The following is a 930-nucleotide window of genomic DNA, read 5'->3' as shown; positions in this document are numbered from 1 at the left end:
CGTAAACACGATAAATTACTTTCTCGTTCTGAATCAATACTACTTCACTATCAGCCTGCTTCGTTTCCAATTCAAAATAAACACCGGTTGAAGGATTATAGAAATACAGTATTCCAGGAGCATACATACCCTCATAACGAATGGCAGGAGATAATCCAGTGGCCCGATCTCGCCATAAAGAAGAACCGGGAAACGGTTTATTTAACAAAGATTTACTATCATCCCCGATATAACCACACAACCAATCTGAAAAGCCGCGGATACGAGGTAAAGTTCCAGTAATTATTTTTTCTATCCATTTCTTATTTTTTTTATCATATATAAAAAGAGGAACACTACCTAATTTATTTATGCCATACCGTTCATTACCACTTACCAAAAAGTAATTATTATTATTAACACAAATCAGTTGTCTTGCATAAGTTTCAAATCTGAATTTTTCAGGTAATTCATAGGGAAAACAAGGACGCTTAGAACGATCGCCCGTCACTAAAATTTCCAAATAACCATCTTCTTTCCGGCTATAACTTAATATATAATCAGAACCAACAACTTCCCCGCCAATATATCCTGTCAAATAAATATTTTTATACAACTGTAAATCAACACTATCACTATATTTTAAATTATTGATTTCATAGCTATTATATAAGCGGCTATCTGATTCCTGGCCTATTAAATCAAATACCACTAATGAAACATCTGATAGCTTCAACAAATAGTTATTAGCATAATCTACTATACCATAGCCAGTTTTTCCCACTGATACTCGTTTCAATTCCATACTATTAGTATTAAACACAAAAAGACTATCATAAGGTTGTTCCTGTCGCCAGCTATTACTTTTCATCAAAGTAAAATAACCTAACTCCACATACATCTTAATATTGCTTAACTGCTCTTCTGATCCGCACAACTGGAGATGCCGGA

Annotated in this window: 1 protein-coding gene; it reads right to left on the bottom strand. The window is 33.9% G+C overall.

Annotation, left to right across the window (positions count from 1 at the left end; all coding sequences use genetic code 11):
- A partial coding sequence (locus BN8908_RS00055; RefSeq protein ID WP_148453094.1) for a hypothetical protein occupies positions 1-784 on the bottom strand: 784 nt, incomplete at its 3' end.
- Positions 785-930 lie beyond the last annotated feature (146 nt).

This window comes from Culturomica massiliensis (assembly GCF_900091655.1).
GTDB classification, from domain to species: domain Bacteria; phylum Bacteroidota; class Bacteroidia; order Bacteroidales; family Marinifilaceae; genus Culturomica; species Culturomica massiliensis.
Note: the sequence above shows the minus strand (reverse complement) of the source record. Positions and strands in the feature narration are given on the sequence as shown.